General features: G+C 32.1%; 29 protein-coding genes. 10 read left to right on the plus strand and 19 right to left on the minus strand.

What is annotated here, in order from left to right:
- The 4 genes from ftsH to HA145_RS07125 all read right to left on the minus strand — a co-directional run bounded on the left by ftsH (nt 1) and on the right by HA145_RS07125 (nt 3819).
- Nucleotides 1-1863: an ATP-dependent zinc metalloprotease FtsH gene (gene ftsH, locus HA145_RS07110; RefSeq protein WP_209128499.1), complete on the minus strand. Its 1863-nt coding sequence runs from the start codon at nt 1861-1863 to the stop codon at nt 1-3.
- 116 nt (nt 1864-1979) lie between these two features.
- Complete coding sequence (gene ribD / locus HA145_RS07115) at nt 1980-3077, minus strand: bifunctional diaminohydroxyphosphoribosylaminopyrimidine deaminase/5-amino-6-(5-phosphoribosylamino)uracil reductase RibD (RefSeq protein WP_209128500.1); 1098 nt, start codon at nt 3075-3077, stop codon at nt 1980-1982.
- A 15-nt stretch (nt 3078-3092) separates the two neighbouring features.
- The gene (locus HA145_RS07120; RefSeq protein ID WP_209128501.1) at nt 3093-3593 is read right to left on the minus strand and encodes a DUF3122 domain-containing protein; all 501 of its coding nucleotides are present in this window, start codon (nt 3591-3593) and stop codon (nt 3093-3095) included.
- Nucleotides 3568-3819 carry a hypothetical protein gene (locus HA145_RS07125; protein ID WP_209128502.1) on the minus strand — a complete coding sequence of 84 codons (252 nt, stop codon included), beginning with the start codon at nt 3817-3819 and terminating at the stop codon, nt 3568-3570. The genes HA145_RS07120 and HA145_RS07125 overlap by 26 nt, the downstream gene beginning before the upstream one ends.
- An 83-nt stretch (nt 3820-3902) precedes the next feature.
- Here HA145_RS07125 and cbiT point away from each other — a divergent pair, with 83 nt between their 5' ends.
- The gene (cbiT, locus tag HA145_RS07130; RefSeq protein WP_209128503.1) at nt 3903-5180 is read left to right on the plus strand and encodes a precorrin-6Y C5,15-methyltransferase (decarboxylating) subunit CbiT; all 1278 of its coding nucleotides are present in this window, start codon (nt 3903-3905) and stop codon (nt 5178-5180) included.
- Nucleotides 5181-5187: 7 nt separating this feature from the next.
- On the opposite strand, the gene HA145_RS07135 is transcribed toward cbiT, so the two are convergent.
- Both HA145_RS07135 and pheS read right to left on the minus strand, forming a co-directional pair.
- Nucleotides 5188-6096 (minus strand): NAD(+) kinase, encoded by a 909-nt coding sequence (locus HA145_RS07135; RefSeq protein ID WP_209128504.1) that lies wholly within the window; start codon nt 6094-6096, stop codon nt 5188-5190.
- 69 nt (nt 6097-6165) lie between these two features.
- Entirely contained in the window at nt 6166-7173 is a 1008-nt protein-coding gene (gene pheS / locus HA145_RS07140; RefSeq protein WP_209128505.1) for a phenylalanine--tRNA ligase subunit alpha, read from the minus strand.
- Between the two features lie 68 nt (nt 7174-7241).
- Here pheS and surE point away from each other — a divergent pair, with 68 nt between their 5' ends.
- Nucleotides 7242-8051: a 5'/3'-nucleotidase SurE gene (surE, locus tag HA145_RS07145; RefSeq protein ID WP_209128506.1), complete on the plus strand. Its 810-nt coding sequence runs from the start codon at nt 7242-7244 to the stop codon at nt 8049-8051.
- Here the strand turns inward: surE and HA145_RS07150 are convergent.
- On the minus strand, nt 8031-8564 hold the full coding sequence (locus HA145_RS07150; RefSeq protein WP_209128507.1) for a DUF3611 family protein: 534 nt from the start codon (nt 8562-8564) through the stop codon (nt 8031-8033). The genes surE and HA145_RS07150 overlap by 21 nt on opposite strands.
- Nucleotides 8565-8632: 68 nt before the next feature.
- Between HA145_RS07150 and HA145_RS07155 the strand changes: the two genes are divergently transcribed.
- From HA145_RS07155 to HA145_RS09635, 5 genes are all read left to right on the plus strand, one after another.
- Entirely contained in the window at nt 8633-9556 is a 924-nt protein-coding gene (locus HA145_RS07155; protein ID WP_209128508.1) for a bifunctional riboflavin kinase/FAD synthetase, read from the plus strand.
- 7 nt (nt 9557-9563) lie between these two features.
- Nucleotides 9564-10619: a thiamine phosphate synthase gene (locus HA145_RS07160; RefSeq protein ID WP_209128509.1), complete on the plus strand. Its 1056-nt coding sequence runs from the start codon at nt 9564-9566 to the stop codon at nt 10617-10619.
- Complete coding sequence (gene thiS, locus HA145_RS07165; RefSeq protein ID WP_209128510.1) at nt 10609-10818, plus strand: sulfur carrier protein ThiS; 210 nt, start codon at nt 10609-10611, stop codon at nt 10816-10818. Before HA145_RS07160 ends, thiS begins: the two co-directional genes overlap by 11 nt.
- A 111-nt stretch (nt 10819-10929) precedes the next feature.
- Nucleotides 10930-11097 carry a hypothetical protein gene (locus HA145_RS07170; protein WP_209128511.1) on the plus strand — a complete coding sequence of 56 codons (168 nt, stop codon included), beginning with the start codon at nt 10930-10932 and terminating at the stop codon, nt 11095-11097.
- 67 nt (nt 11098-11164) lie between these two features.
- Nucleotides 11165-11296 (plus strand): hypothetical protein, encoded by a 132-nt coding sequence (locus tag HA145_RS09635; RefSeq protein WP_257469987.1) that lies wholly within the window; start codon nt 11165-11167, stop codon nt 11294-11296.
- 9 nt (nt 11297-11305) lie between these two features.
- Here the strand turns inward: HA145_RS09635 and larB are convergent, their stop codons facing one another.
- From larB to ispF, 3 genes are read right to left on the minus strand one after another with little or no spacing between them, the layout of a single operon-like run.
- Complete coding sequence (gene larB / locus HA145_RS07175; protein WP_209128512.1) at nt 11306-11962, minus strand: nickel pincer cofactor biosynthesis protein LarB; 657 nt, start codon at nt 11960-11962, stop codon at nt 11306-11308.
- Complete coding sequence (locus tag HA145_RS07180) at nt 11959-12405, minus strand: TIGR03792 family protein (RefSeq protein ID WP_209128513.1); 447 nt, start codon at nt 12403-12405, stop codon at nt 11959-11961. The genes larB and HA145_RS07180 overlap by 4 nt, the downstream gene beginning before the upstream one ends.
- Nucleotides 12402-12905: a 2-C-methyl-D-erythritol 2,4-cyclodiphosphate synthase gene (ispF, locus tag HA145_RS07185; protein WP_209128514.1), complete on the minus strand. Its 504-nt coding sequence runs from the start codon at nt 12903-12905 to the stop codon at nt 12402-12404. The genes HA145_RS07180 and ispF overlap by 4 nt, the downstream gene beginning before the upstream one ends.
- 151 nt (nt 12906-13056) lie before the next feature.
- On the opposite strand from ispF, the gene HA145_RS07190 reads away from it, so the two are divergent.
- Nucleotides 13057-14487: a PQQ-dependent sugar dehydrogenase gene (locus HA145_RS07190; protein WP_209128515.1), complete on the plus strand. Its 1431-nt coding sequence runs from the start codon at nt 13057-13059 to the stop codon at nt 14485-14487.
- On the opposite strand, the gene HA145_RS07195 is transcribed toward HA145_RS07190, so the two are convergent.
- The 3 genes from HA145_RS07195 to era all read right to left on the minus strand — a co-directional run bounded on the left by HA145_RS07195 (nt 14476) and on the right by era (nt 17565).
- A complete protein-coding gene (locus HA145_RS07195) occupies nt 14476-15717 on the minus strand; it encodes a hypothetical protein (protein WP_209128516.1) in 1242 nt (413 codons plus the stop codon). The two genes, HA145_RS07190 and HA145_RS07195, sit on opposite strands and share 12 nt — an antisense overlap.
- 162 nt (nt 15718-15879) lie before the next feature.
- Entirely contained in the window at nt 15880-16653 is a 774-nt protein-coding gene (trmD, locus tag HA145_RS07200; RefSeq protein ID WP_245151824.1) for a tRNA (guanosine(37)-N1)-methyltransferase TrmD, read from the minus strand.
- Nucleotides 16654-17565 (minus strand): GTPase Era, encoded by a 912-nt coding sequence (gene era, locus HA145_RS07205; protein WP_209128517.1) that lies wholly within the window; start codon nt 17563-17565, stop codon nt 16654-16656.
- Between the two features lie 38 nt (nt 17566-17603).
- Between era and HA145_RS07210 the strand changes: the two genes are divergently transcribed.
- A complete protein-coding gene (locus HA145_RS07210; protein WP_209128518.1) occupies nt 17604-18131 on the plus strand; it encodes a hypothetical protein in 528 nt (175 codons plus the stop codon).
- A gap of 51 nt (nt 18132-18182) precedes the next feature.
- Here the strand turns inward: HA145_RS07210 and HA145_RS07215 are convergent, their stop codons facing one another.
- The 5 genes from HA145_RS07215 to HA145_RS07235 all read right to left on the minus strand — a co-directional run bounded on the left by HA145_RS07215 (nt 18183) and on the right by HA145_RS07235 (nt 24010).
- Complete coding sequence (locus HA145_RS07215; protein ID WP_209114396.1) at nt 18183-18920, minus strand: Bax inhibitor-1/YccA family protein; 738 nt, start codon at nt 18918-18920, stop codon at nt 18183-18185.
- Between the two features lie 73 nt (nt 18921-18993).
- Entirely contained in the window at nt 18994-19950 is a 957-nt protein-coding gene (locus tag HA145_RS07220) for a PhoH family protein (protein WP_209128519.1), read from the minus strand.
- 36 nt (nt 19951-19986) lie between these two features.
- Nucleotides 19987-20352 (minus strand): 30S ribosomal protein S16, encoded by a 366-nt coding sequence (gene rpsP / locus HA145_RS07225; protein ID WP_209128520.1) that lies wholly within the window; start codon nt 20350-20352, stop codon nt 19987-19989.
- A gap of 54 nt (nt 20353-20406) precedes the next feature.
- Nucleotides 20407-21858 (minus strand): signal recognition particle protein, encoded by a 1452-nt coding sequence (gene ffh / locus HA145_RS07230; protein ID WP_209128521.1) that lies wholly within the window; start codon nt 21856-21858, stop codon nt 20407-20409.
- Between the two features lie 49 nt (nt 21859-21907).
- Nucleotides 21908-24010, minus strand: coding sequence for an IMS domain-containing protein (locus HA145_RS07235; protein ID WP_209128522.1), 2103 nt, complete (start codon nt 24008-24010; stop codon nt 21908-21910).
- Nucleotides 24011-24158: 148 nt separating this feature from the next.
- Here HA145_RS07235 and pdhA point away from each other — a divergent pair, with 148 nt between their 5' ends.
- Nucleotides 24159-25196 (plus strand): pyruvate dehydrogenase (acetyl-transferring) E1 component subunit alpha, encoded by a 1038-nt coding sequence (gene pdhA, locus HA145_RS07240; RefSeq protein WP_209128523.1) that lies wholly within the window; start codon nt 24159-24161, stop codon nt 25194-25196.
- A 1-nt stretch (nt 25197) separates the two neighbouring features.
- On the opposite strand, the gene HA145_RS07245 is transcribed toward pdhA, so the two are convergent.
- Nucleotides 25198-26139, minus strand: a complete 942-nt coding sequence (locus HA145_RS07245) for an RpoD/SigA family RNA polymerase sigma factor (protein ID WP_209128524.1) — start codon at nt 26137-26139, stop codon at nt 25198-25200.
- Nucleotides 26140-26702 lie beyond the last annotated feature (563 nt).

A 26702-nucleotide genomic window follows, 5' to 3' on the forward strand; every position in this document is an offset into this window, starting at 1 on the left:
CTAAGCTGGCATTTTACTTTCAGAAAGAAGATTTTTAAGATCTTCACCCTCAATAACTTCCTCTTTGAGTATTTTTTGGGAAATTGATTCAAGCAAAGGTAAATTATTTCTCAAAATTTTCAATGCCGTCTCATGAGCATCATCAACTAGATCTCTAACTTCCTTATCAATAGCTTGTGCAGTAGCATCACTAACTGATCTTCTTGGATTATTCCCATTACCCAAGAATTGACCTCCACCTTGCTTATCGTAAGCCAAAGGGCCAAGAATATCACTCATACCAAAAGTACCTACCATTTGTTCCGCTATATCAGTTGCTCTTTGGAGGTCGTTTGAAGCTCCAGTTGTAATTTTACCAAAAACAACTTCTTCAGCTGATCTCCCACCTAGTAAAGTAGCTATTTGCCCTTTCAATTCGTCTTTAGAATTAAGGAATCTTTCTTCCGTTGGAAGTTGCAATGTATATCCTAGCGCGCTCATACCTCTCGGGACGATTGATATTTTAGCAACCTTCGATCCTCCTGGCATAAGATGCCCAACGATAGCATGCCCAACTTCGTGATAAGCAACCACTTTTTTCTCATCATCCTGAAGGACTCTACTTTTCTTCTCTAAACCTGCAACAACCCTTTCGATCGCCTCACTTAAGTCTTGTTGTTCAACACTTTTTCTTTTGGCTCTCGCTGCAAGCAAGGCTGCTTCATTAACCATGTTTGCTAGATCTGCACCAGCAAAACCACTTGTGGCTTGGGCTATGGAATCCAAATCAATTGAATCTGATAGCTTAACTTTTTTAGTATAAATTTCTAGTATTGTTTTTCTACCAGATAAGTCAGGCCTATCAACTAAAACTTGTCTATCAAATCTTCCAGGCCTTAATAAGGCTGCATCAAGAACCTCTGGTTGGTTGGTTGCAGCAAGGACTATAACTGGCTTATCAGTAGAAGCAAAACCATCCATTTCTGTAAGAAGCTGGTTTAATGTTTGTTCTCTTTCATCATTACCCCCAACAACTCCCATTGAACCAGAGCGACTCTTACCAATAGCGTCTAATTCGTCAATAAATATTATACAAGGTGCTTTCTTTTTGGCTTGTTCAAACAAGTCTCTTACTCTCGCAGCACCAGCGCCAACAAAAAGTTCTACAAATTCAGATCCTGAGATGATAAAAAATGGAACTTCTGCCTCTCCAGCAACTGCTTTGGAAAGGAGGGTTTTACCTGTTCCAGGTGGTCCAACAAGAAGTACCCCTTTAGGAATCCTTGCACCTATATCTGTGTACCTTTCTGGTTTTTTTAAGAAATCAACAATCTCAGTTAACTCATCTTTTGCCTCATCAACTCCTGCCACATCTTCGAAAGTTACTTTGGATTCATCATCTGGCACATAGACTTTTGCTTTACTTTTAGTAAAACTTAAAGCTCCTTGAGCTCCACCACCTCCCATACTTCGTCTTGCAAAGAATTGCAAAACAAGAATAAAAATCAAGGGAGGCACTACCCAGCTGAGGATTGTTGAAAAGAAATTAGGCTTCTTTGGAGGAGCTGCTGCAAATTCGACACCTTTACTTTCTAATCTTTGGGGAAGGTCCATATCAAAGATTGGAGTCGTAGCCAACACTGACGGTGCCCCTTCTTCAGCTCCATTTAATTCATATCTAATTTGTTCTTGAGTTATATACGCTCTTTTTACTTCGCCATCATTTACTTGATCAATAAAGAGTGAATAAGGTACTCTAGGAATCTGCATATTTTGATTTGGGAAAAGGCTACTGAATAAAAGCAAAGCTCCCACACCAATTAAAATAATATTTACAATTCCGAATCTTTTATTAGGTTGGTTATCGTCTTGTCTTATAGGCATAATTAGTTGCAACTTTGAATATATTATAAACTAAACCAACAACTTCCGTATCCGTATTTTTTTTATTGGGTAAGAACCGAACGGAACTTTAACTCATTAATTCATAAGTTAAATTTTTAGAGTAATTTTAAAAAATTTTTTACACAAATATCACTTCCTACCAAATTTACTTGAGAGTGGTTTAAATTAATTACTTCATCCATCTCTTGGAACTCAAAATCTCCAAAAGGATTCATACAATTTTCTCCACCTAAAATCTTTGGGGCAATAAAAGTAATTATTTCCTGAATACAACCAGATTTAAGCGCCGAAGTAGCTAATTTAGGACCACATTCCCATAGAACCTTATTACATCCTCTTTTAGCGAGTAATTGAGAAATCAACTTTGGATTATCAGAAGATAACTTTTCAACTTCAACTTGTTCAGGGATTCTTGTTAAGAGCTTTTCATTTGCTGTAGAAGAATCATAAACAACAATAGTTTTTGCTGTCTTACAATCCCACATATTAGCTTTTTCCGGAAGGTCTAATGTTTTTGTGAAAACTACTCTAATAGGCTCTGGAGCTTTGAGACCTCTTGTATTCAAAAGTGGGTTATCTTTTCTTAAGGTATTACCACCAATAATTATTGCATCAAATTCAGATCTATAAGAATGTACTAATGATCTTGACTTTTTATTAGTAATCCATTTACTCTTACCATTTTTCAAGGCTATCCTTCCATCAATACTCATTGCCCATTTGAGTACACCATATGCATTATTAGTTGTATTTCTATAAATAAAAGATTTATTTAATTCTAGGGATTCTTTTTTGCAAAGACCTAAATGTACTTTAACTCCAGCCTCCTTAAGCATTTTTATCCCCTTTCCAGAAACTCTTTTGTCAGGATCTTCACTGGATATGTATATATCTTTTATCCCTGAGGAAATGACTTTATCTACACATGGTGGTGTCTTGCCTTGATGACAACAAGGCTCGAGATTAACATACATCGAACCGCCTTTAGCATCTTTTTTTAAATTATTAAAGGCCATTGCCTCTGCATGGGGTTCTCCCGCTTTGTGATGAAACCCCTCAGAAATAAGATTTCTATTTTTATCAAGTATTACTGCTCCCACCATTGGATTTGGGCTTGTTTTACCTTTGCCTAATGAAGCTAAATAAATAGCTCTTTTCATCCATTTTGTATGGCTTACATCTTCTTCAAACATCTGATCAATTAAAAATCAATTAAGTGATCTCCATTCTTTAACAACGAACGGAGGAACTGGCAAATCTGAAAAGACACCAGATAAAGATAATCTCAATGGTCTGTTTTTATCAATATTTTGAATCAGTGAATCTAGATCAAATTCTGCAGCAGCTTGCCTAACGTCATTTGATAATTCTACGTTAAGTAATGTTTTATCATCTAATAACCACTGTTTTCTACCAGATTCAACCCTTAATCCAGTGGGATGATCAATCCTTAGATTCCCAGGATAACCTATGACCCTTAAGATTAATTTATCTTCGTAAAGAGGAGATTTATAAGCCACTAACTGCCATGTTTCAAAATCCAAGTCTCTTAAAAACTCACTACTAGCATTTATTAATTCCCCATTAATTTCCGTTTCTGCAACCTCGGCATAAACATTTAATGGGTTCAAAATAAAGCAAAGTAATAATAATAAAGGGAATATCCCTTTTGAAAAAATGTTGTTATTTGATTTTGTAATTTTCTTCATTTTCAGAATCCATCAGAGCGTCTAGAGTTACTGCAGTTCTAACAATAGCTTGGTATCTTTTGATTATTTTACGATTTTTTTCTATAACTCGAGATAAATTCAAAGTGTCTTTTTCAGAATAGCTAGATGTTAAACCACTAGAGTCTTCTTCAATAAACTTGAATTCATTATCTTTATTAATTAGAGTTAACAATAAATCATGTAATCTCTTTCTCCTTTCAGACAATTAATTTATCATGATAACTTTAGTAATAATAGGACAGTTTATTAGAACATTCAAATAATTTTGATTATTCCATTTAAATATTTATGACAGATATAAATAGAAAAATACATGTATTAGGAATTAATTCTTTTAAACTTGAAGATTTACCTCTTAGATTGCAAAACTTATTTATAGAAACAGTTAATATCGCAGTTCCAAATTCATATTTTGAAGAAATTAAATCATGGAATGACAAAACTTTAAAAAGAAAGAAATCATTTTTTGCAAGCCACAGCAATAATGAACTAATTGACTGGCTTAAATCTCAAAAAAATGATGTTATTTTAATTTCAAGAGGAGATCCTCTTTGGTTTGGAATTGGGAGAATTCTCTTAGAAAATTTTTCAAAAGATGAATTAAGCTTTTACCCTTCAAATACTTGCATTCAATTAGCATTTAGTAAGTTAAAGATTCCATGGCAGGAGAGTATTAACGTAAGTATTCATGGAAGAGATTCAACTAAATTAATTGAAGCTCTTAAAACTAAGCCTTCAAATTTGGCCATCATCACAGACTCAAAAAACGATAGTTTAGAAATAATCAAAAAAAACCTATCAGAATTAAATCTGATTGACTTTTATGATTTTTGGCTTTGTGAAGAGATAGGTTTCAAAAATGAAAAAATAAGTAAATTAAATCTAAAAGAAACATTACCCTCTCATGTATCAAGTTTAAACATAGCTGTTCTTACAAAAAAAAAGGAAAATTATTTAGATAATAATCTTCCTCTTTTCGGCATAAGTGATAATATTTTTAAAACTTTTGAAGATAGACCAAATCTATTAACCAAAAGAGAGGTTCGTATCCAAATCTTGGCAGATCTAGAGCTCCCAAAAAATGGTGTAATTTGGGATATAGGTGCAGGTTGTGGATCAATTGGTTTAGAAGCACTAAAGATAAGACCTAATTTAGATTTATTTTGTATCGACAAAAGAGTAGGCTCAAAAGCATTAATTATGGAAAACTCAAAAAGATTGGGAGTCGAACCAAAATTAATTTTCGAAGAGGACGTAAATAATATTATTAACTCAAAAATTTTAAGTTTTTCTAAAAAACCTAATAGATTGGTAATTGGAGGATGTGATAAAAAAACTAAACTTCAGATCATTAATTTAGCTCAAGATATGAGTATTGGAGATATTATTGTTATTCCAATAATAGATATTCAAACTATTGATGCATTAAAAGAAAGACTAGAAGATAAAAGCTTCCAAACAAAGTTAAATTTGATTCAGACTTACAAAAGTTTGAGTATAGCTGAGGGAACAAGATTGGAACCAAATAATCCTGTTTTTTTACTAACAGGGAAAAAGGTAAATTAAAAAATCTTTATTTATTTGGTTTAGCTACATGGGGTAGACCCCAACCTAGTTTATTTCTTAAAACCTGGAAAAATTCATGGTCTTCAAGTCTAATGAACTTCACCGAATGTTTACTTTTTCTTATTAAAACTCTATCCTCAGGCCAAACATAACAACCAGCATTTCCATCAACAACCATTACTAATCTCTCAGGAGTTGCTGGGAAAACAGTTACTGGCTCTGAATCATTAAAAACTAGTGCTCTCGATGCTAACGAATGTGGAGCAATTGGAGTTAGTTGAACAACTGGGCAATCAGGCGTAATGACTGGCCCTCCAGCACTAAGTGAATATGCTGTGGAGCCAGTTGGAGTAGATAAAATTACTCCATCAGCTGAAATATCAACAGGGGCATGTCTTCCTATTGAAATCTCAAAATGACACATACTTGTTAGTGGTTCTCTATGGAGAGCCATCTCATTCAAACAGAGAGACTCCCATCTCCTCTGATCATTTCTCATTACGCTTACAATAAAACATGTTCTTTCTTCAATATCCCAATTTCTAGAAATAAGTTTATCAATAGCTTGATTTAAATTTGATAAATAAGCTTCTGCAAGAAATCCTAGATGACCAGTATTTATGGTAAGGATAGGAATTTTTGCTGGTGCCGTTTGCCTAGCCGCTGAAAGCACAGTTCCATCCCCACCAAGAACAATTGCAAATTCCATTGATGAATCAAAACCATCTGGGACACAATTCGAATATCCCAAAGGTCGCACGTGTTGATCAGGATTAGCAAATCCAACCATCCCGCCAGAACTACTAACTCTTACAACTTCATAATTAGATTTTTTCAATTTTTCCTGAACAGAACTTGCAGTTTGTACGGCCAGTTCTTTACCATCATTAACTATTAGTCCCGCTTTACGTACCAATCAAAAAATTAAAGCTAGAACCATATTAAACTAATTTGCTAGACAATACTAATAAAAAACTTAATTCCACTAGAACTGCTCTAGAAATCTAAGATCATTTGTATAGAATTTTCTGATATCGTCAATTTGATGCCTTACCATACAAAATCTTTCAACTCCTAATCCAGCTGCGAATCCAGTCCATTTCTCAGAATCTATTCCTAATTTTTCTAAGACTTTAGGATCTACCATTCCGCATCCCATTACTTCTAACCATTTACCTTTCCATTGAACGTCTACTTCTGCAGAAGGTTCAGTAAATGGGAAATAACTAGCTCTGAACCTTACAGGAATATCTCCAAAAAAAGTTTTTAAAAAAGTAAGAACCGTTCCTCTTAAGTGACTAAAATTAATATCTTGATCAATACATAAAACCTCAACCTGATTAAATACAGGAGAGTGAGTAGCATCAACAGCATCTCTCCTATAAACTCTCCCAGGCGCAATAATTCTTACTGGGGGAGGATTATTTTCCAAGTATCTTATTTGCACTGGAGAAGTATGGGTCCTCAAAAGTCGATTTTCATCAAGATAGAAAGTATCTTGCATATCTCTTGCAGGATGATTTTTGGGTATATTAAGAGACTCAAAATTATAAAAATCACTTTCTATTTCAGGACCACTTTCAACTGAATATCCTAAACCACAAAATATATCAATGATTTCATCTTGGGTTGATATTAAAGGATGTTTATTTCCATTAGGGGTTCCAATTGAAGGAACAGTAACATCAATGTTTTCGTTTTTAATCTTTTGATCTAGGGCTTCACTATTTAGTTGATTTTTTCTTTGGTTAATTAATTCCTGCAAATTTATTTTTATTAAATTTGCCTTCTGGCCAACAATTGGTCTATCAGCAGCAGATAATTGACTCATTGTTTTTAGAATAATTGACAAATTACCTTTTTTTCCTAGAAGGGAAACTCTCAATTGATCTAGTTCTTGATGAGTATTAGCATTATTTATATTATTTTTTGCTGTTAGAGAAAGATTATTTAATTTTTCCTCAATTTGACTTAATGATTCAATTTGACTCACTGATATAGTAAAAATAAGTATTATTTTATCTTACTTAAACATCGTCCATAAATAAAATCAATTGATTAATGAAATCGCTAAATATATTAATTAGTAATGATGATGGGGTTTTTGCAGAGGGGATAAGAGCTTTAGCAAAATCAGCACAAAAAAGAGGACATAACATAACAGTTGTATGTCCCGACCAAGAAAGATCAGCGACTGGTCATGGTCTTACTCTGCAGGCTCCTCTTAGAGTGGAAAGAGCGGACGAATTATTTGGGGAAGGCATTAAAGCTTGGGGATGTTCTGGAACGCCCGCTGACTGTGTTAAATTAGCACTTTCTGAATTATTGGAGAATAAACCAGATCTAGTCCTCTCTGGAATAAATCACGGTCCAAATTTAGGGACAGATATTTTTTGTTCAGGCACAGTTGCTGCAGCAATGGAAGGCACTTTAGAAAATGTTCCCTCCATGGCAATAAGTGTTGCAAGTTTTAAGTGGAAGAATTTTGAATTTGCTGGAGAAATTGCTATTAATATTGCCGAACAAGCAATTATGGATAATTGGCCTCCTTCACTTCTTTTAAATCTGAATATCCCGCCCTGCGAGAAAAATAAAATAAAAGAATTATCCTGGACAAGATTATCAATTAGAAAATATAAAAATCAATTTTCTAAACGAGAGGATCCAAGGGGTGATGATTATTATTGGCTAGCCGGTGAAGTTGTTTTGGATCTTAAATCAAAAGGTTATGGTCCAAAGAATTGGCCAAGTGACGTATCTCAAATACAAGCAAATAAAATATCTCTTACGCCTGTTGAACCAGACTTATTTTGGAGGGGTGGTTTAGAGTTATTACCTAAAATCAATAATTCATTTGTAAATCCTTCTTAAAAGCCATAAAGAAAAGCAAAGTCCAAAAAAGTGGGCAGCAATAACTTGGGTATTACTTAGCACTGATAAAATCTCAAGCCCAGTAATTGGAATATCTGATGTCGCTGTTATTAATTGTCCAGTAGTTTGAGAGGATGCCTGTATAAATAGAGCGCCCATAAGAGCTTGATATCCAATTAATCCAAAGAGAACCCCTAACAAATCAACTACAAGGCCTCTTTTTATTAATTTACTTGTTTGTCCTCTTGATGGTCTTGCGTTACTCGCTATTGATCTACCAGTTTTAACTATTAACCAACCTTGCCAAAGACTAAATAGTAGTAAAATCAAAGATATCGTTGTAAGTGATAGTCCAGGAGTTAAGCCCAGCTGCCCTTCGCTATTATTTACAACATTTGAAAAAAGTAAAACAGCTGCAACAACAACACCTAAAATGGATTGAACCCAAAAGCGTATCCATCCAACTCGCCGCATTCCAAATGAAAGCGACTGAAAATCGATTTTGTCAGACATTCATTTGATTGAATAAATTATAATCTATTCAAATTTGCCATCAAAATCATAAAATTGCACGTAATCTTTTGATCTCTTTAATATCGCCATCTGAAATTAACAATCCGACTTCAATAGCTATTGGAAGTTTTGATGGCCTACATGCTGGCCACAGAAAATTAATAGAAAGTGTTGTTGAAGAAAATAAATACACCCCAACAATTGCAAGCTTCTGGCCCCATCCAAGAGAAGTCCTATACAAAGAGACTCGCCTTAGACTTGACCTCCCAGATGAAAAGCTACCTGTTCTTGAAGATTTAGGAATTGAACAATTAGTACTTATTCCTTTTGACAAGAGACTATCTACCTTAAGTGCAGATAGTTTTGTAAGAGATATTTTGATAAATCAATTACAAGCAAAAAATATTTGTGTAGGTGCTAATTTTAAATTTGGATTTAGAAGAAGTGGGAATATAAATACAATAAAAAATATCATTAAAGATAGTGATATTAAACTGAAAATCACTCCAATTTTAGAAGACAAAGAAGGGAGAATAAGCAGTAGCAGAATAAGAGATTTACTACAGAATAGTGATCTAAAAAATGCTTTCAAAATTCTTAAAAGGCCCTATTGTTTTAATGGAAAGGTTGTTAAAGGCAAAGGGATTGGTAAAAGTATAGGATGGCCAACCGCAAATCTTGAAATAGACGGAAGAAAATTTTTGCCTGGAGAAGGAGTATACGCTGCCTGGACCACTATAGAAAACTCAAACAAAAAAATTGCATCTATTATGAATCTTGGCTCTCAACCAACAATAAATCCACTTTTGCCATCTGCAGTTGAAGTTCATCTTATTAATAATGAGATCAATCTTTATGGTTTAAATTTATCAGTAGAACCAGTTGAAAAGCTGAGATCTCAAATCCAGTTCGATAATGTAGATCAACTCTCTAAGCAAATCAAGAAAGATAGAGATGATGCCTTGAAAATTTTTAAAAACCATAAAAAATAAATTACAAATGCAAAATTCTAATTGGGTACATGCTGAAGATCTAAGAATATTTCAGATAATTGATGCAAATTTAGATAGAGCAAGAGAAGGACTTAGAGTAATTGAGGACTGGTCTAGATTTGGTCTAGGCGATGAAAAATATGTTAAAAGGATAAAAAATTTTAGACAAATTTTAGGGAAAAATCATTTAGAAATTTATAAAAAATCTAGGAACTCCATTGATGACAAATGCAAAGGGTTAACTCATAAAGAGCAAATCAATAGAAAAACCCCCCAGCAAATCATAAGTTCCAATGCAGGCAGAGTTCAAGAGGCCTTAAGAGTAATAGAAGAATTCTCAAGAGTCCATAATAATAATCTTTCAAAAATCGCTTCAGAAATTAGATATGAAATTTATACTTTAGAAATTGAGTTATTAAGTCTAAGTAAATGCAAGAACTACAAGAAAATATTAAAAGAAAATAATTTATATGTCATAACAGATCAAAAGGAAAATTTATTAGAAATAGTAGAGCATCTATTAATTGCGGGTGTAAAAATTATTCAACATAGATTTAAAAAAGGCACTGATAAAGATCACCTCAAAGAAGCAATTCAAATTAAAAATCTATGTAAAAGATATAATTCATTGTTCATTATTAACGATAGAGTTGATATTGCTCTAGCATCAGATGCTGATGGTATTCATCTTGGACAAGATGATTTGGATTTAAACAACGCAAGAAAATTATTAGGGTATTCAAAAATAATTGGTATAAGCGCAAATAATAAAATTGATATTTCTAATGCTATTAATAATGGTTGTGATTACATAGGAATAGGACCAGTTTTTGATACTTCAACAAAAAAGGGCAAAAAACCTTTAGGTATTGACAAGATAAAAACATTAACAAAAGATTTAAATATTCCTTGGTTTGCAATCGGAGGAATTACAACAAAAAAAATTTCAATTCTAAAAAGCCATGGTTTTAAAAAAGTTGCTTTAGTTTCACAATTAATGAATTCTAAAGATCCTAAAAGAGACGCTATGATTATTTTAAAAGAATTGGTTCATGAAAATTAAGGTAAATGGAGAGGAAAAAAAAATAGACCTTGATAAAGAAAATGCTCTACTATCTGAAGCGTTAAATTCAATGGGATACAAAACTTCCACAATCGTTGTGGAATTAAATAATTTAATTATTAACTCAACAAAATGGGGAAAAGTGAAACTTAAAGATGGAGATAATTTAGAAATTGTTTCAATAGTGGGCGGTGGTTAAAAGTTATGATCAACAAATTTTAAAAATCTTCATATTTTTTTAAGTTTAGGCCTGCAACAATTACCAGATTTTTTCTTTTTTCGTTTTATATTCTTATTATTTAAAAGATTAATGAAAGAAAAAAACGATAATCATCCAAGATCATTAAAGTGGGAGCAAAATGGGGAATTAGCTCAAAAAGACTTATCCGAGTTGATAGAAAGATTAAAAAATGTAGAAAGTGAACATACATCTACTGAACTATCGAGGCTAGGGACAAAATCAAACAAAAAAAATTAAATTTGTTACTTTGATCTTGTTTTTATGAAAATTTGTACCAAATTATAATTATCAAATATAAAATTAGATGCCTAAAAGATTTCCAGAGTGGGTAAACACAGAAGTAGTAATTAAAGCAATCAAAATGAAAGAAGAAGGAATGCTTTCAAAACAACTTAACTTATGGATAGAAAATCTATTAGAAACCGAGAAAAAATAACCACTTTATTTAGGAAGAACTTTTAATTATTCTTAAAGCAGCTATTGCAGCACCATATCCATTATCTATATTCATAACAGATATACCTGGTGAGCAACTAGATAACATACTTCTTAGGGCGGTTTCTCCATTTTTGCTAACTCCATAACCAACAGATACGGGTACTGCAATGATAGGTTGTGGCAACAACCCACCAATCACAGTAGCCAAAGCTCCCTCCATTCCAGCACATACTATTAAAACATCATATTTTTTAATTTCTTCAATTTGATTAAACAAACGATGTAGTCCAGCAACACCAACATCTATAAATGACTTACAAACAATTCCATAAATTTCTAAAGTTAATTTTGCTTCAAGAGTAACAGCAAGATCGCTAGAACCTCCTGATATTATGGCAACTTTTTTATTTGTCGAAATTTTTTTTAAATTTTCGCCAATTATTAAACATTTGGCTTCCTCATTAAATTTTGCATTTTTGTGAATTCCTAGTAAATGTTTAGCTTTGTGTTTACTAATTCTTGTGATAAAAACCACCTCTTTTTTATTCAAAACTTCTAAGGAAACTCTCTTTAACTGATCGATACTTTTATCTGCCCCCCATATGGCCTCAACAAAACCAATCCTTTCTCTTCTTTCAAAGTCAAAATTTATGTCTATATTCATCCTTGTTTATAAAGTTCTCCCTCATAAATTAATTGGAAAGGATTCACATCTAAATTCAGAACTCTTTTGACATAATTTTCAAAACCAATTTGGATTTCGTTGACTTCATTACTAGAAATACTCTTCCATAATTCCTTATTTTTCCAATTAACTAGTATTAGAGCTTCTTCTCTATCCTTATCCCAAAAAATATTTCTACCTAAAAAACCATCTTGATCAGATAACCAAGGATCCCAAATATTTTTCTCAGCATCAAGCCAAATATCTCTATAAATACTGGGGACTTTAAGTCTTAATTCTTCTATAACAATTCCACTTTGGTAATTATCCATAGATAGAGAATAAAGTATTTGAGAATTACTTGGGGAAAGAAATACCCATAAAAAAATTAGTAAAAAAGAAATTTTTTTTATTTTCTCTTTTATTTTAGAAACTATTTTCATTCTTTTTGTTCAAGTAATGCAACTGAATAACAAGAAATTCCTTCCTCTCTCCCCTCGGGGCCTAATTTCTCATTAGTGGTTGCTTTTATGCCAATAAGGTTATTTTCTATTTGCAAACATTTAGCTATATTCTGCTTCATAAATTCTATGTATGGCATTAGCTTTGGCCTTTCAGCTACAATAACACTATCAATATTGCTAATTTGCCACCCTTTATTGCTAACTATTTCAGATACTTTAGATAACAACCCTAAACTATCTGCATCCTTCCATTTTACATTATCCGGCGGAAAATATTTCCCAATATCTCCAAGGGAAAGAGCCCCTAATAAAGCATCCATTATAGAATGAACTAAAACATCAGCATCACTATGACCATCAAGACCTAAATTATCAGGATGATTTAAAAATACCCCTCCTAAGATTAAATCCCTATCCTTTGTTAATGTATGAATGTCATATCCATTTCCTATACGTAACTTGGGTTGAGTTCTTTTCATTTTCTATATGTTTGAAGTATCGTAAATACATATGCAAGTAACTTACATTTTTAACAAGATTATTTTCCTAAAAATGATACTTTCACCTACATACCCAAAATTTTACCAATATTAATAACCATTTAAAACATTTTTTAAGTATTAAATTAAAATGAAAAAATCTTTAAGAATAAAAATATTTTTACTTTTAGCGAGCATATTAACTGCATCAAGTTATGTTTTTATAAGTGCGAATATAGATAAAGGAGGGGTTTTAAGTTGGGACAACTACTTTAGTAATTATCAAAAAGAACTAATTAAGAAATATCTTTTCCCATTTAGATTAATTAAACAACAATCTACCAGATTATTAAAAGAGGAAAAATCAAAGAATTCAATATTGCAGTACTTATTAGAGTTAGAATTAGATAAAAAAAATAGTGGAACAAGTATTGAAACAGTTGAAAGTTTTAAAAAACTATCAAAAGATAATAAGTCTAATTTAAATAATATTCTATTAAAAAAGTATAGATTAACTTCTGGTTTCTATAGAGGTATAAATAACCAATTCCCTGGTAGTGGTTACCATGATTTTGATGAAAATGACATGATAATAATTTCTTCTCGAGGGGTATTAGCCTTCAGCAAAGATTTCCCTTCAAGCAAAGTTAGTTTCAAACAAATAAAAAACAATATTGATGAATATATAAACATGAATCAATTTAGAAAATCTTATAAATTCTCAATAAAAGATTTATTGATCTTCAATAAAAACATATATATATCTTACACAGAAGAAATAAGTCCAGACTGTTGGAATACTAGTGTGATTAATGGAAAAATTAATTATGAAGATATAAACTTTAAAAAATTATTTTCAACAAAAGAATGTGTTCACTCAATTAATAATTTAGACAATGAATTTGAAGCTCATCAAACTGGCGGAAGGATGATATCTTTCGATGATAGCAGTATTATTTTGTCAATAGGAGATTATAGAAGTAGGCATCTTGCTCAGAATATAAATAGTATAAATGGGAAACTAATAAAAATTAATCTTAAAAATGGTAATTACAAAATTATTTCTATGGGGCATAGAAACCCGCAAGGTTTATATTTAGATAAAGAAAATGATTTTTTATTAGCAACCGAGCATGGACCAATGGGTGGTGATGAAATTAATTTGTTAAAAGATATCAATAAAAACTTAGATAATATTTATAATTTTGGTTGGGCAATATCATCTGCTGGCGAACACTATGGAGGGAAAATAAAGAGAAATAAAAAAAAATATGAAAAATATCCATTACACAATTCACATGCTGAATATGGTTTTATTGAACCACTTAAGTCATTTGTTCCATCAATAGGAATTTCCGAAATTGTTAAAATTGATAAGAAAAATTATGTAGTAAGTTCTTTAAAAGATAAATCACTTTATTTTTTCAAAATAAAAAATGGGGGCATCAAGAATTTAATTAGATTAGAAATTGGAGAAAGGATAAGAGATTTAAAATTTAAAAATAATAATCTCTATATGTTCCTAGAAGATACTGCCTCAATAGGAATTCTAAATATAAATCAAATACTCTTAACTATATAAAATATGTTTAGCGTAATCTCTATAAATATCACTAATTAAATATTGATCAAGAAATTTTGACCTTTCTTTTCTTGAAACTTTAATTTCCTTAGACCTTATTATTGCATCAAAAAAACTTTTAGCACTAAATTGTTTAAATGGTATAGAACCGTTAATTTGACTAATAAATTTATATGAAAATCCTGAAGCTCCAAATAATATTGGTAAATTAGTCGATGAGTATTCGAATATCTTAGAGGGTATAACGTATTCAATAGATTTAGCATCTGCGAGCTGAAGCATTAAAATATTGGCTTTTTCATAGACTTGAAAAATATTTTCTTTTTTTACAAATCCGTTATATCTAATAACATCATTTATGGTTTGGTTATTTTTATTTAATAAATCTTTAATTTTATTTAATTCACAACCGGCACCATAAATTTCAAAAATAATATTGTTTTTTTTCATTTTATTTATTGTTTCTTCATCATTACATAAATTAAAAATTAATTTATAAAGTTTTTGTCCTTCTCCAAGATTGCCAAGATGAACTACTTTGTAAAACTTGTCATTATTTTTTTCTTTTATACGAATATTCTCAAGTTTTTTGCGTACTTCAATATCAATTCCATTTGTAAAATTTGTTAATTTAATTCCATATTTTTTTGATATTTGATCTATGTTAGGCAACAATTCTTTAAATCCTATGGATATGAGATTAATTGAGTAAGATGATCTCATTGTAAAATTCTCCAACATAGAAAAAATAGAATGAAGAATAATTCTTTTATTATTTCTATAAAAATAGAAATAATTATCCACAAAAGTATCTCTTAGATCAAGGAAAAATAATGAATTAGTCATTTTTGATATTAAAGCCCCTAGAAACCCAGTAAACAATTTAGCGCTAGTAGCAAAAACAATATCTGGTTTTAGGAAAAAAGAAATAATTAAGGCTTGGATAAAGAAAAATGAATATGCCAATAAAATAGATAACTTATTTTGGCCTAAATAAGGGGTCCAAATTCTTACAATATTTAATCGATTTAAAGATTTTTCTCTCAAAAATAAAATTGATTTTTTAAAAATTTTTTTTTCATAACGATTTGGTGAGCTACAAAAAAGCCATATTTGGGAATATTTTTCATTTTTAAGTAATTCATCAATTAAAAATTTACTCCTTGTTGCTCCTGCACTTTGGTCTGGGAAATAATGATGACTTAAAAAAATAATTTTTTTAAATTTCATACCTTTTACAATCTAAAAATTTATAAACCTATCTTTTGTTTTCGAATAAACTAGTAATCATTATAATTTAAAAACGTTTCTTCTTAATCACTTAATTTAGATTAATAGATAAATAATAATATTATTCATTTTGAAGTTTTAGTTGATTGTAATATTGTAAATTTACCAATTTGGGTAATTTATGTATTCATCTGAATCAAGCAATTTCTTTTTATCGTTTTCAACCTTGCTTATTTCTGAAAAGTTTTTCAAAGATTTATTATCTAATAAATCTTTTCTTCTCTTTTTTGTTCTTATAATCATTTGATTTTTTCTCCAAGATCTTATTTCTTGATGGTTACCACTAAGTAAAATATTTGGTACTTTCATTTCTTTAAAAATTTCAGGCCTAGTATATTGAGGGTATTCCAATATTGATAAATTATGACTCTCATTTACTAATGATTCTGGGTCCCCTAATGTACCTGGTAATAACCTTGTCAAACCATTAATAATCGATAGGGCTGGAATTTCCCCTCCAGAAAGCACAAAATCTCCTAAAGAAATCTCTTCATCAGCTAAACACCTAACTCTTTCATCAAATCCTTCATATTGCCCACAGATAATTATTAATTGATCTAGAGAAGACCATCTTACAAGATCTTGTTGCTTCAAAACCTTACCCTGTGGAGTCATTAATAAAGTTTTGCTTTTCAGAGATTTATTTATTGAATGATGAGCCTTATAAATTGGTTCTGGTTTTAAAACCATTCCCGCTCCACCTCCATAAGGCTTATCATCAACCTGCCTGTAAGAGCCCACTCCATAGTCTCTTAAATCATATAAATTCAAATCAATTAAATTCTTATCTAAAGCTCTTGTTATAACTCCTAAATTATTTATTAATTCGAAAGCTTTTGGAAACAAAGTGATTACATCAAAATTAAAACTGCTCATCTAAAACTCTTCCTCATAACCAAACTCAATAAGCCTTGACTCTTTTTTTCTCCAATTAGGAACAACTTTCACAAACAACTCCAAGTGAATTTGACCATCAATTAACTTTGATATATTTGATCTTGCTGACTGACCAATAATTTTTAACATTGAACCTTTCTTTCCTATAAGAATGCCTTTTTGAGTTGATCTTTCAACGATAATAGTGGCCAAAATAGCTGTAAAACATTTGCCATTTTTTCTTTTCATTTCTTCTATCTTTTCTATCTTAACTGCAACACTATGAGGCACTTCTTCTCTTGTATTTATTAATACCTGCTCCCGCACTAAATCAGATAATAAATTATCTAATGGTTGGTCGCATATAGTATCTTCATCATAAAGTTTTGGGCCCTCTGGAAGAAAATTAAGCACCATATCGACTAGTTCAGAACATCCTTCTCCTTTGTAAGCACTTACAATTTGAAAATTTCTATTAATTCCAAAAAATCTTCTATATTGATCTAATCGTAAATTTCTAAATTCCTTATTAACTAAATCCCACTTATTTAACGCCACAATAAACTCAGTTTTATTTGCGACTAAAAAATTCAATATATATTCATCACCCCTACCAGGTGCCTCACTTAAATCAATTACAAAAATAACCATATCAACTCCATTAATTGCAGATTTTGCATTTTTTACTAATATCTCTCCAAGGCGATGATGAGGTTTATGAACGCCTGGTGTATCAACAAAAATTATTTGCCCATTGTTTGTAGTTAGTATTCCTTTTAATTTATTTCTGGTAGTTTGAGCTATTGGAGAAGTAATTGTTATTTTTTCTCCAATCAACTTATTTATTAAAGTAGATTTACCCACATTTGGCCTTCCTAGTAAAGTTACAAACCCAGATCTATAATTGGTCAAAGACTTTTAATGTATCAATAATAAAATTCTGATCAAAAATGGAAAAAAAAACCATAAATTTAAAAGAAGCTTCGTTCACGCAAGCAATAAACATATCCGCACAATGGTGTAAAGAGTGGGGAGAAGAATTACTTAGCGAAGAGGTTTTAGCAGATAGAATTGCAGAACTAATTAAAACAAAAAATGGACTCAGAGGATTTTTTGCATACGCCTTATCAGATAAAGAATGCTTATTGTTGGATAAACTTCCTTTTTCACTGATTTATAAAATGAACGAAGGTGGTGATGCTGTAACAGACATAGTAGTAAAAAATTTAATAATGAGTTCCGCTCAAATTATTATTCATCGAAGAGATAATAATCATGAATATGAGATAACATCGCAAAACATTTCAGATAGATGCAAGGCTATCTTAAGACTGCTAGAAACTAAGTCAGTTACAAAGTCTGTCAATCAAGTCCTTAGAGAATTAGATAATATGGGCAATAGTTTTGATAATTCAGTAAAATATGATTCAAAGCAAAAGGAATTTATAAAAAAACAAATTCTTGATATCGCCCAATAAAAAAGCGTAGAAATCAATCCACGCTTTGGGTTATTTATTTACGTAGTATGTTTAGTCTCTTCTTCCACCGCCTTGAAGTGCAATCATCAATCTCAATATAAAAACAAAAAGGTTTATATACGTTAAATACATACCTAAAGCCCCTGCAAGGTATTGATCATCATTATATCTTCTTGGCATTGTATAGAAATCGACGAAAGACATTGCAACAAACAATACTGTTCCAAATCCTGCGATTATCAATTCGAGTCCTGAACCTCCAAAAACTCCTGGAGCAAAGAATCCTCCAATTAATTGGACGAACATTGCTATAAGCAGTCCTATTAACCCAAGGCCAACTACCCCACTTAGTGCTTGACCAACGCTATCACTCATTCTTTGGCCAGTGTAAGAGGCAATAACGAAAGTTATACCTGTAGCTAAAGCAGCTGTTCCGACCGAACCAATACCAATTGTTCCTATTGCTAGAGCAACTATTCCACTTAAGGTGAATCCAGTTAACAAACTAAAGGCTGTTAATAAAGGCAAAGCCTTAGCATTATTTGCATTATTTGCAGCACTTGTAGCTATGAAAAATAAAATCAATTCTGCGATTAAAGCAACTATTGATAGAGGCTGGAAAAGCCCTGGATTTGTAGCTATGAGTGAAATACCTGCTAAAACGCCTAAAGAGGTTAGCACCATACCTCCTCCAACATAGGGCAGAGCTTTTTGGACAACATTAGGTCCAACTATTGAACTAGTTTGTGCTTCACGAATAGCTTGATTGAAATTACTACTTGCAGGCATTTTTTTTATTAATTATTTATTTATTCTACTTGATTTTTAAAATTTCAGGGTACGGATCTCCAGAGTTATAAAGTTATTGATAAGCCTCAATAATTTTCTGAACTAAAGGATGACGAACTACATCTTCAATAGTTAAATAACAAAATTTTATACCTTCAGTTTCAGAAAAGATTCTTGATGCTTCAATAAGGCCGCTTTTCTGATCTTTTTCTAAATCAATTTGCGTAATATCGCCGTTTACAACCATTTTAGATCTATCACCCAATCTGGTTAAAAACATTCGCATTTGAGAGCAAGTTGTGTTTTGTGCTTCATCCAAGATAATCAAAGAATTATCTAAGGTTCTTCCTCTCATAAATGCCAAAGGAGCAACTTCAATAATTCCTTTATCGATTAACGAATTTGTCCTATCAAAACCGAAAATACTATGTAAAGAATCAAATAGGGGTCTTAAATATGGATCTACTTTTTGTTGCAAATCACCAGGCAGAAATCCTAAATTTTCTCCAGCTTCTACAGCTGGTCTTGTTAAAACAATTTTTTCAATTTTTTTCTCGTTCAATAGTCTTGCTGCACAAACAGTTGCTAAAAATGTCTTGCCAGTTCCAGCTGGACCAATTGCGAAGGTGAGATCGAAGTTTTCAATTGATTCAACATATTCTTTTTGCCGTATAGTTCTTGGTCTTAAATATCTTCCTTCTTTGGAACGCGCAAGAACCTTTTTTCCAAGTTCAGCATGTGAAGACGACTCTCCCATATTTAGAGAACTTAAAGCCGCTTTAAGATCCACCTCTGGGACTTCTATCCCTTGTTCCCAAATTGGTCTTGTCAGCTCTACTAATGCTGACGCTCTCTCAATTTTAGATATGACACCGTTCATCTCAAGTTGTAAACCTCTTATAGTTAAAGAAACTCCTGTAAGAGACTCAAACTTTTTTAAAAAAGAATTACCAGGTCCAGATAATGCTGTAGCAGCATCAGAGCTTGGCAAATCTATTGTGAAGTGACCAGTTTTGGAAACTTCCTTCATCTAGTTATTGAATAAGATTTAAAAATGATCAAACCACTAGCTTTCAGCTTCATCACTATCGCTTGCAGCTTCACTACTATCATTTCCTTCATCTTTAGTTTTGACTTTAGCTAATTTTTCCTTTTCAATCTTAGCCTTACCAATAGCGATTGAAGGTCTTTCTTTTTTTTCTAGTAAACCGCCTTTTTCTAATAAAGATCTTACAACATCAGTTGGCTGAGCACCCTGAGTAAGTCTTGTTCTTAAAGCTTCTGTGTCAAGCCTAGTTTCTTTAGTTCTTGGGTTATAAAAACCTAGTTCTTGTAGAGGTCTACCATCTCTTCTGGAAGTACTATTGCATGCAACAATTCTGAAACTTGCCTCTTTTTTCTTTCCAAAGCGCTTAAGGCGCAGTTTAATCATCTTAAATTAATTCGCTTTAATTAATAATATCACTCAAAGGGAAAAATTAAGAAACTATAAATCAGCAAACCCTTTTTTCTTCTTATTATTTTTTTGTTTTTTCATCGGTTTATTACCACTCATTCCAGGCATTCCTCCCATTCCTGGCATTCCTCCCATTCCTGGCATTCCTCCCATTCCTGGCATTCCTCCCATTCCTGGCATTCCTCCGTTCGACATTTGTTTCATAAAGCCTCTCATTCTTTGAAAATCAGCTAAGACTTTATCTACATCTTTTGCTTTATAACCGCTACCTTGAGCGATTCTTTGTCTCCTTGAAGGCTGAGCAGCAAGAACCTCAGGTTTTTGTTTTTCCTCAAGAGTCATTGAAGAGATCATAGATTCTATTTTCTTAAGTTGATCTTCTCCATCTTTTATCATCCCATCATCGATTTTATTCATTCCAGGAATCAATTTAATCAATCCACCAAGAGATCCCATCCTTTTAATTAATCTCATTTGCTTAACAAAATCATTAAAATCAAAAGTCGCTTCTTGAAGTTTCTTTTGCATCGCTTCTGCATCAGCAAGTTCAACTTCTTTTTGAGCTTTTTCAACAAGTGTCAATACATCACCCATGCCTAAAATTCTGCTAGCCATTCTCTCTGGATGAAATGGTTGCAGTGCCTCTATTTTTTCACCTACACCTATAAATTTGATTGGTTTACCACTTATTTTTCTTATTGATAAAGCAGCACCTCCTCTTGAGTCTCCATCCAACTTAGTTAATATCGCCCCTGAAATTCCTACTTTTTCATGAAATGACTTTGTTAAGTCCGCAGCTTCTTGCCCAATCATTGAATCAACAACAAGCAAAACTTCATCAGGATTAGAAACTTCTTTTATTCGAACCATTTCACTCATCATGGAATCATCAATTTGTAGTCTTCCTGCGGTATCAATAATTATCGAATTAAAATCATTTTCACTTGCAAAATTCAATGCTTCCTTTGCTATCTCTTCTGGTTTGCTATTTTTTTGTTTAGCTGAAAAAACTTCCAAGTCATATTGACTTCCCAATGTTTTAAGCTGCTCTACAGCTGCTGGTCGATAAATATCTGCAGCAACCAAAAGAACTTTTTTTTCTTTTTCCTTCAAATAAAGTCCTAATTTTCCTGTTGCAGTTGTTTTACCAGCTCCCTGAAGTCCAGCCATCAAAATAACTGTAGGACTATTTTCATTTTCGTTTAATGGAGAATTTTCATTCCCCATAATGTTAATCAATTCTTTATTTACAACTTCTATAAATTTTTGACCTGGGTTAACACCCCTAACTACTTCTTCTCCAATAGCTTTATCTTTAACATCTGATATAAACTCTTTTACTACAGACAAACTAACATCTGCATCAAGGAGTGCTCTTTTTACCTCCTTCAAGGCATCGTTAATGTTATTTTCACTAATTTTTGCTTCGCCTCTTAAACCCTTTATTGCATCTTCAAAGCGTGACGAGAGTTCATCAAACATTATTAAAAAATTAATTTTACTTAATTATAGATGATCTTGAAGTTTGTAATTACAAGCCGCTCACGAAATCAACCAATTTCCATGATTTATTTGAAAAGCCGAAAATATATTTAACTTTAAGAGGATTCAATGATGTTTCATTGACAAATTCTCCAGAATTTTTGACTATTTTCTCTAGATAATTTAATTCAACTAAAACAACTATCCTAGATGAAGTTTGCGATTCCAAATCAATCTTAAGTATTTGGGAATTAATTTCTTTATATATACCCTTCTTGATATCGTTCTGCCGTTCTTCTATTGTTCGATCAATCAAACCTTTCCTAACAATCTTAGAAAGATTAATTTCACTCTTTCCAGCCAAGTAATTACTTTTACTTATAAGCCATCCATTAATTAAATTCCTAATATCTTTCAAAGAAGGTGAAGGGGTATAAAGTTCTTTCAATTCATAGGCAATTGAAGTAGATTTCTCAGGAATAGAATTCAATTTGCTTGAAGGATTTTTTTTTATTTTTTGAATGATATCTTTATCATTAATCTTTTGATTTTTATCTATGACAATTAAAGGTTTTTCAGCAATAGCTTCCTCTTGAATTGATTTTTTGAAATTATTTCTTAAAAATCCAATACCAATACCAAATGCAAATAAAATCAAAAACGCATAAATATAAGTTAAATAAGGTGACCGATTAAAAATCTCTTTATCTTTCAAAAATTCGCCAAAACCAAACTTTAATTCGGCAATTTTTTCAATTAAAAGGTTATAAAACTCTATTGGTTTTTTCTTAAAGTATTCCTCATTGAATTCGTTTTCTTTGATCTCAACCTTTTCATAATCTTGTTTTATACCACCAGGCCAAGGTAATCTCCTTTCATCGTTATTGCCCAATAAATTATTAAAATCTTCAGTTATTTTTGTGGAGGATTCACTCTCAATCTGTTGGTTCTGAAGATTTGACCTAATTGCAATTTTATTTGATTTCTTTTCTAATTTCTCAATAAATTCTTGAATTTCCCTATCTTCAAACCAAGAATCTAAATCTACCTCTTTTGAGTCAATATCTCTATAACCAACTAAAACATCATTTTCTAACCAATTCTTGCAAAAAATACACATAGCTTCTAACTTATTGCCTGGATTATTATTCAGCCAATCTTGTAAATTTTCATCAGAACTACTAGAAAACCTTGTGGAGGCTTGATCAATATCTGCTAACAGCAAGTCTAAACAGCCAAGAAGAGGCATTGAATCAAGACCAGATAAATTTAGTTTCTTTAAAATTTTCCTCGCTTCAAATAATTTCTCCGGCTTTCTTCTTGAAAACCCAATTGCCGTTAATGATAGAAAAGCTAGAAATCCTGCTTCTAATGATCCTCTTTTTTGTAATTCAAGAAACAACTCTATCTGTTCTTGCAATGTTAAGTACGGCTTTATTTGTTTAAAAAAAGCTTCAAATTCTTGCTGATTTAGATAATCTCCATATTCAGATTTATTATTACCTTCCAAGCCACCTCTTTTGATTATTAAATTTTCCAACATACTTAAACCTTTCTTATGAGATTCCTGATCACTTAAATCCCTACTAAGTAAATCAAGAATTCTGTAAGGAAGAAGAGAGAGCAAATCTTCTTCAAGTTCTTTCCTTCTTTCACTAAGTTTTCCCATCCTTTGAAGAAGTTGTATACCCTCATGTAAAAAATCTGCAGCGTTTGAATAGCATCTAACCTGTTGTTCTTGAATTGCAGAATCTCTTGATGTTAGAGCCGCTAATAAAGTTAGATCGGCTTCTCTACTACTTCCTAATGCTGGAGTTTGTGGAGGCTGCAAAGCTTTTCTAGCAAATTTAAATGCTTCTTTTGGAGAACCTGATTCCCAAAGAAGTATTAATCCTGCCACTTCTCTATTAGTAGAAAACTCCAATCCAGAAGCTCCATTGAGTAACAAATTGTCGTACTCTCTTCTGCTTTCTGGATCTGTAAGCAAATCAGCAGTTAGGCGAAGCAACTCAGATCTTTGGGTTAAAACTTCATAAGTAAAACCTTCATCAGGGGTTTTATCCAAACGTAATTGAAATGCCCTTAATATTTCCTCAGATGTAGCAGAGGGGCTTACGCCAATTAAACGAAAATGGTCTAAAGGAAGTTCCAAACAAATATCCTATTGAAAATTCTTAGACAAATTTTATCAAGATAAAAATTTTTTTCATAAGGTCTTACAGAGTTATTAAAAAAAAACATGAAAATCGCCCTTCGCAGCTTAGAATGTTAACAAATCAAAACTTCATTAAGGTAATTTCTTGGAAACACACGTAGAGAGAATCTCAAATCTTCAAGACATACAAAAAGCCAAATTAGATCGAGAAACCGGATTGTATCTTTTTGAAGACATGACACTTGGTCGAAGATTTGAAGATAAGTGTGCAGAAATGTACTACAGGGGGAAAATGTTTGGTTTCGTTCATTTATATAACGGTCAAGAGGCTATTAGCACTGGAGTAATTGGTGCGATGAAAAGGAAACATGATTGGTTTTGTAGTACCTACCGTGATCATGTCCATGCACTAAGTGCAGGTGTTCCCTCTTTTGAAGTAATGAGCGAGCTTTTTGGTAAAGCTACAGGTTGTAGTAAAGGCCGAGGAGGATCCATGCATTTATTTTCAAAAGAGCATCACTTATTGGGAGGATATGCATTTATTGGAGAGGGAATTCCAGTTGCTCTTGGAGCAGCCTTCTCAAGTAAATATAAAAAGGAAGTTGTTGGTAATAAAGATAGTGATGCAGTAACTGCAGCATTCTTTGGAGATGGGACTTGCAATAATGGACAATTTTTTGAATGTTTAAATATGGCCCAACTATGGAAATTACCCATAATTTTTGTTGTTGAGAATAATAAATGGGCTATTGGGATGGCTCACGACAGAGCAACCAGCAATCCTGAAATCTGGAGAAAAGCTTCTGCTTTTGGGATGCATGGTGAGGAAGTTGATGGGATGGATGTATTAGCAGTGAGAGGAGCAGCACAAAGAGCGATAAAACGTGCTAGAGCAGGAGAAGGCCCCACTCTTTTAGAGTGCTTAACTTACAGATATAGAGGGCATTCCCTCGCAGATCCTGATGAACTAAGATCTGAAAAAGAGAAAGAGTTTTGGGGGAAAAGAGATCCAATCAAAAAATTAGCTAAAGAAATTATTGATGGTAAATTTGCAACGGAAGAAGAACTAAAAAGTATTGAAAAGAAAATAGATACAGAAATATCAGATTCTGTTAAAAATGCTTTAGAAGCACCTGAGCCGCCTTCACAAGAGTTAACAAAATATATCTGGGCCGAAGATTAGATTAAATACCACTGGGTAGTTTTCTGGTTAAATTTCTTAATTTTCTTAATGCCTTGAGTTCAACCTGCCTAACTCTTTCCCGAGAAACTTCTAATAATCTTCCAATTTCAGCAAGTGTATGTCTTTCATTGCCATCTAGTCCAAACCTTAATTTAAGAACATGTTGCTCCTGCTCGCTTAAATGACTTAACCACTTCCCAAGTTGCTCTTGATGCATTTTCTGTTCAACTTGATCTAAGGGTTCTTCATTATTACTATCTGCAATTAAATCACCTAAAAAGCTCCTGCCGTCATCACCATTAACTGGAGCATCTAAGCTACTTGTGGACAAAGCTTGTCTTAAAACAGAATCTAATTCTTCCACGTCAATATCCATTGCTTCTGCAATTTCAATTCTGCTTGGCATAGCACCAAGTTTATGTGCTAGTTCCCTACTAACTTTTCTTATAGAAGCCAGTCTCTCGCTTAAATGAACTGGTAAACGAATCGTGCGTGATTGACAAGCAATTGCTCTTGTCATACTTTGTCGAATCCACCAAAAAGCATAAGTAGAAAATTTGTATCCTCTTGTCGGATCAAATTTTTCAACAGCCCTCTCTAAACCAAGAGAGCCTTCCTGAACTAAATCAAGAAGTTCGAGTCCTTTACCTTGGTATTTTTTAGCCACGCTTACAACTAGTCTTAAATTAGCTTTCATCATTCTCTCTTTAGCTCTTCTCCCGATTTTTATTGTTCTTTTTTCCTGCGTTGTAAATTCTTTATTTTTTTCATTTAATAAACCATCTTCTGTAAGTATCATCATTTTCTGGACTTGATTTCCCAATTCAATTTCTTCAGCCGGAGTTAATAAAGGAACTCTACCGATATTTTGCAAATACCAACTAATTGGATCATTACTCCTTCTTTTTTGTGGTTCTGCTTGAGTTTGTATTGATGAAACCATTTTTTTGACCCAGTAAAGGTATTAAAACTCTCCTACATTTTTTTGAAAAAGGCCAAATATTTAATGCGCGCTTCAGATTTCATGTAATATTTGTGAATTTATGTGTTTAAAACTATAAATAACTCTCTTAAATTGTTTCTTTCAAGATATTTGTCTCGTTTTTTTATCTCACATTAATTTTGATAATTTATCTTCAACAGGAGATACATTTGACCCTTCAAATTTTATAGACTAAAAAAATAATCAGTGTGTATTAAGCAAAAATATCAGTAATTTATATTGCCATGAAAAGTTTAAATTAATAGTTAACCTTCCAGCATAAATTCAAATAAATAGATTGCGATTCGACTCAAGCCGTCAGAGAATCTGTTCAAAAGAGTGACTATGCTTCTTAAGATTATTAAATTATTATCTTAGCTCCTTTCAACAAAATAATATTAAATTACCTAGCAGCTTTTACAGGCAATTTATAGTGTTATTAAGATCAATACCAGCTTTAAACCTTAGTAATTCGCTACAGTATAATTTAAAATAAATTGCTGTTTTAAAATTATATGTTTAAT

The organism is Prochlorococcus marinus XMU1411, assembly GCF_017696075.1.
Lineage (GTDB): Bacteria > Cyanobacteriota > Cyanobacteriia > PCC-6307 > Cyanobiaceae > Prochlorococcus_A > Prochlorococcus_A marinus_V.

Coding starts and splice junctions, on each gene's coding strand:
- HA145_RS07160 (WP_209128509.1), top strand. CDS start 9,564: ATGCAAAATTCTAATTGGGTACATGCTGAAGATCTAAGAATATTTCAG.
- ribD (WP_209128500.1), bottom strand. CDS start 3,077: ATGTTTGAAGAAGATGTAAGCCATACAAAATGGATGAAAAGAGCTATT.
- HA145_RS09635 (WP_257469987.1), top strand. CDS start 11,165: ATGCCTAAAAGATTTCCAGAGTGGGTAAACACAGAAGTAGTAATTAAA.
- surE (WP_209128506.1), top strand. CDS start 7,242: ATGAAATCGCTAAATATATTAATTAGTAATGATGATGGGGTTTTTGCA.
- HA145_RS07170 (WP_209128511.1), top strand. CDS start 10,930: ATGAAAGAAAAAAACGATAATCATCCAAGATCATTAAAGTGGGAGCAA.
- HA145_RS07180 (WP_209128513.1), bottom strand. CDS start 12,405: ATGAAAATAGTTTCTAAAATAAAAGAGAAAATAAAAAAAATTTCTTTT.
- HA145_RS07210 (WP_209128518.1), top strand. CDS start 17,604: ATGGAAAAAAAAACCATAAATTTAAAAGAAGCTTCGTTCACGCAAGCA.
- ispF (WP_209128514.1), bottom strand. CDS start 12,905: ATGAAAAGAACTCAACCCAAGTTACGTATAGGAAATGGATATGACATT.
- trmD (WP_245151824.1), bottom strand. CDS start 16,653: ATGAGCAGTTTTAATTTTGATGTAATCACTTTGTTTCCAAAAGCTTTC.
- ffh (WP_209128521.1), bottom strand. CDS start 21,858: ATGTTTGATGAACTCTCGTCACGCTTTGAAGATGCAATAAAGGGTTTA.
- HA145_RS07245 (WP_209128524.1), bottom strand. CDS start 26,139: ATGGTTTCATCAATACAAACTCAAGCAGAACCACAAAAAAGAAGGAGT.
- larB (WP_209128512.1), bottom strand. CDS start 11,962: ATGAATATAGACATAAATTTTGACTTTGAAAGAAGAGAAAGGATTGGT.
- HA145_RS07150 (WP_209128507.1), bottom strand. CDS start 8,564: ATGTCTGACAAAATCGATTTTCAGTCGCTTTCATTTGGAATGCGGCGA.
- ftsH (WP_209128499.1), bottom strand. CDS start 1,863: ATGCCTATAAGACAAGACGATAACCAACCTAATAAAAGATTCGGAATT.
- HA145_RS07220 (WP_209128519.1), bottom strand. CDS start 19,950: ATGAAGGAAGTTTCCAAAACTGGTCACTTCACAATAGATTTGCCAAGC.
- cbiT (WP_209128503.1), top strand. CDS start 3,903: ATGACAGATATAAATAGAAAAATACATGTATTAGGAATTAATTCTTTT.
- HA145_RS07195 (WP_209128516.1), bottom strand. CDS start 15,717: ATGAAATTTAAAAAAATTATTTTTTTAAGTCATCATTATTTCCCAGAC.
- HA145_RS07190 (WP_209128515.1), top strand. CDS start 13,057: ATGAAAAAATCTTTAAGAATAAAAATATTTTTACTTTTAGCGAGCATA.
- HA145_RS07120 (WP_209128501.1), bottom strand. CDS start 3,593: ATGAAGAAAATTACAAAATCAAATAACAACATTTTTTCAAAAGGGATA.
- thiS (WP_209128510.1), top strand. CDS start 10,609: ATGAAAATTAAGGTAAATGGAGAGGAAAAAAAAATAGACCTTGATAAA.
- rpsP (WP_209128520.1), bottom strand. CDS start 20,352: ATGATTAAACTGCGCCTTAAGCGCTTTGGAAAGAAAAAAGAGGCAAGT.
- HA145_RS07215 (WP_209114396.1), bottom strand. CDS start 18,920: ATGCCTGCAAGTAGTAATTTCAATCAAGCTATTCGTGAAGCACAAACT.